The sequence below is a fragment of the Candidatus Aegiribacteria sp. genome (genome assembly GCA_021108005.1).
GTDB lineage: Bacteria > Fermentibacterota > Fermentibacteria > Fermentibacterales > JCC-6 > Aegiribacteria.
In genome coordinates, this window is sequence record JAIORS010000080.1 from 1 (window position 1) to 7,509 (window position 7,509).

9 protein-coding genes are annotated in these 7,509 nt (G+C 49.0%); 6 read left to right on the forward strand and 3 right to left on the reverse strand.

Annotation, left to right across the window (positions count from 1 at the left end; all coding sequences use genetic code 11):
- The coding region (locus tag K8S15_04910) for a radical SAM protein (protein MCD4775377.1) at positions 1-389 on the reverse strand (389 nt) is incomplete at its 3' end.
- Complete coding sequence (locus tag K8S15_04915) at positions 386-649, reverse strand: PqqD family protein (GenBank protein MCD4775378.1); 264 nt, start codon at positions 647-649, stop codon at positions 386-388. The genes K8S15_04915 and K8S15_04910, both read right to left, overlap by 4 nt.
- Positions 650-744: 95 nt before the next feature.
- Between K8S15_04915 and K8S15_04920 the strand changes: the two genes are divergently transcribed.
- From K8S15_04920 to K8S15_04945, 6 genes are all read left to right on the forward strand, one after another.
- The gene (locus K8S15_04920; GenBank protein MCD4775379.1) at positions 745-1,128 is read left to right on the forward strand and encodes a hypothetical protein; all 384 of its coding nucleotides are present in this window, start codon (positions 745-747) and stop codon (positions 1,126-1,128) included.
- Positions 1,129-1,173: 45 nt separating this feature from the next.
- Positions 1,174-2,076, forward strand: a complete 903-nt coding sequence (locus K8S15_04925) for a hypothetical protein (protein ID MCD4775380.1) — start codon at positions 1,174-1,176, stop codon at positions 2,074-2,076.
- Positions 2,077-2,294: 218 nt separating this feature from the next.
- A complete protein-coding gene (secA, locus tag K8S15_04930; protein ID MCD4775381.1) occupies positions 2,295-4,835 on the forward strand; it encodes a preprotein translocase subunit SecA in 2,541 nt (846 codons plus the stop codon).
- Positions 4,832-5,299 (forward strand): SEC-C domain-containing protein, encoded by a 468-nt coding sequence (locus K8S15_04935; protein MCD4775382.1) that lies wholly within the window; start codon positions 4,832-4,834, stop codon positions 5,297-5,299. Before secA ends, K8S15_04935 begins: the two co-directional genes overlap by 4 nt.
- A 12-nt stretch (positions 5,300-5,311) precedes the next feature.
- Positions 5,312-5,698, forward strand: coding sequence for a YtxH domain-containing protein (locus K8S15_04940; protein ID MCD4775383.1), 387 nt, complete (start codon positions 5,312-5,314; stop codon positions 5,696-5,698).
- A complete protein-coding gene (locus K8S15_04945) occupies positions 5,685-6,548 on the forward strand; it encodes a hypothetical protein (GenBank protein MCD4775384.1) in 864 nt (287 codons plus the stop codon). The genes K8S15_04940 and K8S15_04945 overlap by 14 nt, the downstream gene beginning before the upstream one ends.
- Here the strand turns inward: K8S15_04945 and K8S15_04950 are convergent.
- Positions 6,523-7,509 (reverse strand): T9SS type A sorting domain-containing protein (locus K8S15_04950; protein MCD4775385.1); only part of this gene is annotated, 987 nt, incomplete at its 5' end. The two genes, K8S15_04945 and K8S15_04950, sit on opposite strands and share 26 nt — an antisense overlap.

Here is a 7,509-nt window from a genome sequence, read left to right on the forward strand (position 1 = left end):
TCTTCGGCATTTACGCTGTCCAGGCTTACCGCTACTGTTCTGGGCGGATGTTTTTCAAATACATCCCAGAGACCATCTGGAACCAGTGTGCCGTTGGTTTCAATGCCGAGGGTAAGTATTCCAGGATGTTCTACAGCTGTTCTGTATAATTCGGCAAAGTCAGATCTTAGAAGTGGTTCTCCACCTGTGAATTTAAGATTTTTAAGACCCAGCTCAACAGCCTGATCGAGCAAATCCACGAATTGCTCAGGTGAGAATTCACTGTTCAGCCTTTCCCGCGTTTGAAACGGGGTTTCACTTCTCTTTGGAGCTATCCAGCAGTGCTTGCAGGCAAGGTTGCATTCGCCGACAGGATTTACATAGAGATGCCGAAGTGGAGGGATGTTCATTCTATTGTAATAAGGAATTTCGTCTCAACGAGTTCTTCAAGAAAGCTGTCAAGATCATGCTCAAGATCGGTTTCATCGGGGTAAAGATCTTCTAATTTTTTCAGAATCTGGCTTCTCTTCTTCTTTTTTTCTATAAGGTCGCATATTCCCCACGCGACATCTTCAACGAGTTTCAGCTCACCTGTATCTACATTGAAAAGAATGCCCCCTTCAGGTTCCTCCCTGAAGACAACATTATCCGGATATTCTATCTTTTCCATACAGCGCCTTTCAAAAAATGGAACATTGACCCGGCCTTCGGGGTAATATATTACTATAGCAGTCTATTGAAATACCCTAAGGAGAAGTTTCAATTATGAAAACAATTATTGCAGTATTATTGCTTGCCGTTGTATCGGCCGTTTTTGCCGTTGGTCTTGAACCATCCAGTTTTTCGTTGATAGAACCCACCGGCTCCTGGTTTGATCCGGATTATTCCGGTTATGCAAGTTTCAGCATGGCTTCCGGAGGCGGAAAAACACTGGCAAGCGGTTTAACCGTTGGCACCATGTCCTTCCTGCTTCATCCTGACTGGAGCGCTTCTGTCGATATAGGTTACGCCAGGCTCTACGATTTTCACGGCTTTTCAACAGGCCGTATTCTCGGCGGGCTGAATCTGAAGTGGCAGCCTTCGGATAATTTCATGTTTCAGTTCCACTGCAGCGGTTCACTTCCTGATTCTTCACTGACGGGATTTTAAGAACTGCTTCCCGAGAAGTATCTTCTTACGCTTTTCCTGTTCCTGATGGCGGTTTCACCCGGCGATTCCCTTACAAGGTCAGGCAACCTTCCAGCCGCGCTTCCTGTACTGTTTGAGGAAACACTCGAGGATCCGTCCAATCCATGGCTCCTTTACAGGTACGCATGGGTGTGCAACAGAATGGAAAAGCCTGAAGACGCTCTCGAACCAGCCATTGCGGCCTGGAGGATCGAGCCCGCTAACCAGTGGTACTTCGCTGAATACTTAAGAGCGCTGAAGAACCTTGAGATGTTCGAGGAACTTCTTGAGTGCGGCGATTATGTGCGAGGTGGAGGAGTATGCCGTTACTACCTTGCTGTAGCTGAACGTGAACTGGGCATTTATCCATCTCCTTCCGTCGAGTACCTGCTTGATACTTCCTGCTGCTGGCACGACTCGGCGGCTGCTGATGCGTGCGTGTGGCTAGCGATACTTCTTCAGAACGAAGTTAACGCTGACAGTATACTTGCTCTGGTTGAGAATGCGGTTGACCTTCAGCCGAATGAGGGTTTTTACAGGTGTGTATTTACGGAGAAACTCGCGGAGAACGGGGAAATTGAGCGTTCGAGAGAACAGCTTCATCTGATCAGGCTTGAAGGATCAACCGGCTTTTCCTACTGGCAGGCCTGTGCTTCTCTGGCAGAAGCCGAGGAGGATGCGGACAGGCGTATATGGGCGCTGAGACGGGCCAGAACCGCTAGAATATGTCCCGAATCCAGCCGGAATCTTGGCTGGGCGCTCTACATCTCGGGCAGAAACGCTCTTCGGGACGGGGATTTAATTGTTTCAAGAGAACGGCTTCAGGAAGTTTTTTGTTTAGGGGATACTTTGGAGATTTACGTTCAGAAATCCGATTCACTGCTGGAACTTATCGATGAATTTGAAAAAATTACTTCTGATAGTTATTAGCATCTTACTACTTCTTCTTGCGGTTCTATGTCTCAAAAGGCCGCCATGGCCGGGAACAGGTGATGAATCAAAGGATAGAACCATGGAAACTCAGCCTTTTTAGATATTGATGTTTCAGAATTCCTTTATTTTCATTATTATAGAAACTGCCGGTTGTAGAGAACACGCGGTACTATTGCCGCTTCGATATATGGAGGATTGGTACTGTGCTTAAGAAAATGGTCAATTCATTGTTCGGTGACAGACAGAAAAAGAAAATCTCTGATCTTCAGCCATACGTTGATGAAGTAAACGAATACTGCGAGAAAATCGAGACACTTTCTGAAGATGACCTGAAGGATTTTACACGGCGGTTCAGAGTCAGGCTCGCAAATGGCGAATCGCTTGACGAAATCATGTGTGAAGCCTTCGCTGTCGTTAAGGAATCATGCAGGAAACTTCTTGGCCGGTCCTGGCTGGTTTCCGGCAGCAATCTCGAGTGGAATATGGTCCCGTTCGATGTTCAGATAATGGGTGCTGTGGTGCTTCACCAGGGAAGAATAGCCGAGATGGCTACAGGTGAGGGTAAAACACTCGTCGCCGTAATGCCCATGTACCTGAACGCTCTTGATCTGAACCCGGAATGGGTGGAGCTTGCTCAGGAAAAATTCGGCGATGATCCGGAAAAATGGGAATTTCAATCCATCGAGAACATCCCCGTAGGGAAAGGCGCCCACCTGGTAACCGTGAACGATTACCTATCACAAAGAGACGCTGAGTGGATGGGCGGAGTTTACGAATACCTTGGTATGTCCATCGGCTGTATTCATGGGGAAATGAACCCTGAAGAGCGAAGGGAACAGTATTTAAAGGACATCACCTATGGAACCAACAGCCAGTTCGGTTTCGATTACCTTCGGGACAATATGGCTGTCCGACTTGAGAACAGGGTTCAGCGGGGACATAACTACGTAATCGTTGACGAGGTAGACAGCGTACTAGTTGATGAGGCCAGAACTCCCCTTATCATCAGCGGACCTGTAGCGCATTCTAAGAACCGCTACAAGGAATACAGGAACGATGTTCACAAATTGGCCCGGAAACAGACCCTTCTTGTAAACAGCATTGTTGCCGAGGCGAACGAACTCTGGGAAAAGGGAAATGAGGAGGAAGCAGCCCTTCTTTACCTGAAGGCGAAGAAGGGGGCTCCGAAGCAGAAGAAACTTTTAAATGCGCTACAGGACCCTGACAGGCTTCAGGCCATTCAGAGGATGGAGGGGGTTCTTCTCCGCGAGAAGAGAACTCATGAACTTGAAGAAGATCTTCTGTTCGCCCTTGATGAAAAGGAAAAATCCATTTCCCTCTCCGAAGCCGGCAGGAAAACACTCTCTCCCAACGATCCTGATTTTTTCCTTCTCACGGATATCGGTGATGAAATTTCCGAAATCGAACTTCAGGAAATTCCGGAAGAGAAAAAAGCAGAGCTGCGAAGAACGGCCTACCATGAGCATTCTCAGAAAGCTGAAGCTCTGCATAACATAGATCAGCTCCTCAGGGCATTCCAGATGTACGAGAAAGATGTAGAGTACGTTATTCAGGACGATAGAGTGGTGATAGTTGACCAGTTCACCGGCAGGCTGATGCCCGGAAGGCGCTTCAGTGACGGCCTTCATGAAGCTCTTGAAGCCAAGGAAAACGTTGAGATAAGAAGCGAAACCCAGACCCTCGCGACCATAACCATACAGAATTATTTCAGAATGTATTCGAAGCTTGCGGGGATGACCGGAACAGCCGAAACCGAGGCTGATGAATTCGAGAGTATTTACGACCTCGATGTGTTTGTTGCGCCTACGAATGTCCCGGTAGTACGGAAGGATTTCAACGACCAGGTTTACAGAACAAGGCGTGAGAAGTACAACGCAATAATGAATGAGATCCAGCGGCTTCATTCAATGGATCAACCGGTACTTGTTGGCACGGTTTCGGTGGATATTTCGGAACTGCTTTCCAAACTCCTTAAAGCAAGAAAGATCCCTCACAGTGTTCTTAACGCCAAACATCATAAGCAGGAGGCAGAAATAATAACAAGGGCGGGCCAGAAGGGCGCTGTTACAATAGCCACCAATATGGCCGGCCGTGGAACCGACATCAAGCTGGCCGATGATATCAAGGAAGTAACTGACCGAAACGGTAACAGGGTTCCCGGCGGTCTTTTCGTTATAGGCACGGCCAGGCATGAATCCCGAAGGATTGACAGGCAGCTCCGCGGAAGAAGCGGCCGCCAGGGCGATTTCGGCTCCAGCAGGTTCTATCTCTCGCTTGAGGATGACCTTTTCAGGCTATTCGCTTCTGAGAAACTGATAGATTTTATGAAAAGAAGCGGTGGGGACGATGAAGGCGAACCGATCGAGCACTCTCTTCTTACAAAAGCTATACAGAAAGCTCAGAGAAGAGTTGAGGAGTACAACTTCGGAATAAGAAAACACCTTCTTGAATACGACGATGTAGTGAACCGTCAGCGTGAGGTTATTTACGACAGAAGGCTTCAGGCCCTCTGCGGGGGGGAAGAACTCACTGAGGAAGTAATTGACATGGTCAGCGCGGTATCAAAGCACATTCTCATAGAGACAATACCTGACGAAACCGAGGGTGAGGAATGGAATCTTGAGAGGTCGCAGATACTTCTGGGAGAGATATCGGCGACAAGCAGTCGGGCGAGTATTCCGCCGAGGAGGCGAGGAATGCCGCCGCCGATAAGGTTCTTGACTACTATTACATGAAGAAGGAAAAGATAGGGATGGAGCTGTCAGCCGAGCTTGAGAAAAGGGCAGTACTGAGTTCGATAGATTCGATGTGGAGGGAACACCTGTACGGGATAGACCACCTCAAATCGGGCATTAATCTAAGGGCTTACGCTCAGCGCGACCCCCTTGTAGAATTCAAGAAGGAAGCTTTCGGCCTTTTTGAGGAACTGCTTGACAGAATAGATAAGCTGGTTGTAAAACAGGTACTGTCCCTATGGCCCCGGAACGCGAGAGCCGACCTTCCGGAGAACAGGCAGGTTAGCGGAAACGCCATGCATCCTTCCTCAACCCTTCCTTTAGCGGGCCCTGCCCGAAGTCAGGAACCGCAGAGAAGAGGTGGAAAACAGGTTACCGTTGTAAGGGAGGACCCGAAAGTTGGCAGGAACGATCCGTGTCCATGCGGAAGTGGAAAAAAATACAAGAAATGCTGCGGAAAATGAAAGGAGAGAACAATGGCTGAAAACGGCAAAGGAGAATTCTGGGCATTCGTAGCCGGCGCTCTGGCTGGAGGCATTGTAGCCCTTCTGTACGCGCCCGCAAAGGGTGAGGAAACAAGGGAGAAAGTGCGCGCGACAACCGGAGAACTTTACGGCAAGGGTGAGGAATTCTACGTACATTTCAGGGCTGAGGCTGAAAAGCTGATAGCCGAGGGAAAGAAAATGATCGACGAGGTTTCCACAGCCGGAAAAGAGAGATACGAGGAAACGATTCATAAGCTTGAGGAAACCAGAAAGAAGCTTGAAGAGGCCAGAGACAAGGGTTTGGAAAAGGTCGAAGAGATCAAGGAAAAAGTCGAGAAAAAAGGAAAGAAACCCGCTGAGAAAAGTGCCGAGAAATAAATCGGTAATTATCTGGGGTGACGGCGCAGTCGGAAAAGGACTTGCCGTCGCCCTTTCCGGTTATCTGGATATTTTTCTTGCGGGGCCGGCTGGAAGCGGCCGGGGCACTATAGAAATTCAGACAATCGGAGCCATTCACGGAAATGCTGTTATAGAAAAAGTTGAGTCCGGAGATCACATCCACTGTGATCACTGTATTTTAGCCTTGAAAGCGTACGATCTGAAGTATGCCGCTGAAGCAGTCATGAAATCCACTGACGGGCGCTGCATCTGCCTTACTAACGGGATGGGGCTTGAAGAGGAGTGGGGGGAATCCTGGGAAGAAAGAGTTGAGCCAGCCGTTCTAACCGCAGGTTTTCACCTTCTGGATAAAAACCTTGTTGAAACCGCTGAAGGCGATCTTATTGTATCTTCAGAAGGCAGGGCAGAAGAGCTGTTCAGTAGAAGTTCTCTTCACGTTGTTCCGACAGAAGATATGGAAACTGTGCGGTGGTCAAAGTGGTTAACAAACAGTGTTATTAATCCTCTTGGCGCTCTCTCAGGCCTCAGGAACAACCAGCTTTTGAAGGCCGGTCTCGGAGCGGTTGTCGATTCACTTTTTACCGAACTTGCCAGGGTTATTCCAGCTGATCTCAGGGATGCAGCGGTAGTGCAGGCGGAAGAAATACTGGGTTTTCTTCTTGAATCATCTTCCAACAGGTGCAGCATGCTTCAGGACATTACTGCAGGAAGAAGAACGGAAATCGATTTTTTGACGGGGCTCCATGAAAAACGGCTACGGGTCAAATGCCCCGCAGCCGCTTCCGTTACAGGTCTTGTAAGAGCTAGAGCTTCACAACCCTCCGGGTAGTTATTGAGCTGCCTGTTCTTAAAACCACACTGTAAACACCGGTTGGAAGGGCCTCACCTGTGTTCAGTGTTTCGCCATCAGTTATCCCATTGTAAACCGATTCAACAAGCCGTCCATCCATCGAGTAGATATCAAGATTGCATTCGGAAGGTGTATCGAATCTGAACTCGACAGCGAAACGGTTCGTGAATGGATTGGGGCCGGCCGTAAGACCGTATTTCTCAATAATTCCCGCCTCCGGGTTCGATTGTGTATGCAAAGAGTTGTCGTACCAGAGATCCTGCGGAGCTGGGCCGCCGCTGCCTGGGCCCATGTAGAAAAGAGCGACTTCAGACCCGATTCCGCCGTACCTTATAACCGGAGGTCCTCCAAGGAAAACGGTTTCGTTGGATATTACTACAGGGCTTACAGTTGCGAGGTCAGCGATATTGGCTGCTGAGGCGTAGAAAATATTCTCGGTAGTGAAATCAACGAATGCAAGGGCGGCGTGTTTCGATTGCCTGTACACATCGATGAAGGGGTAATAACCCTTTGAAATCGCGCTTGAAATGCTCCAGGTGGCTCCATTGTCAATGGACATGGCCATTATGATATCGAAATTGGCGTCATGGTAGATGATGGAGAGATCATCACTGGTTCCGGACTGTTCCGAAGCTACGATAGGGGCGGACGAATCGCTGCCATCGGCGACTTCCGTTTCGTAATAGCTTGTCTCACCGAAGGCGACGGACATGATCTTGTTATCGGAAACCCTCCGGTAAGTCAGGTAGACCCATCCCGCAGGGCCTGGGGCTGCCGATGGCAGAATGGCATCTGTGGCCACAAGCTCAGCCGTCGTCCAGTTATCACCGTTATCTGTACTCCGCGAAAGGTTGATATTGTGATCGCTGTCGTCGCCGAAAACCCAGAGTTCACCGGTTTCGGGGTGGCAGACTACTTCCAGGGAGAGAAGCGTGTCCGA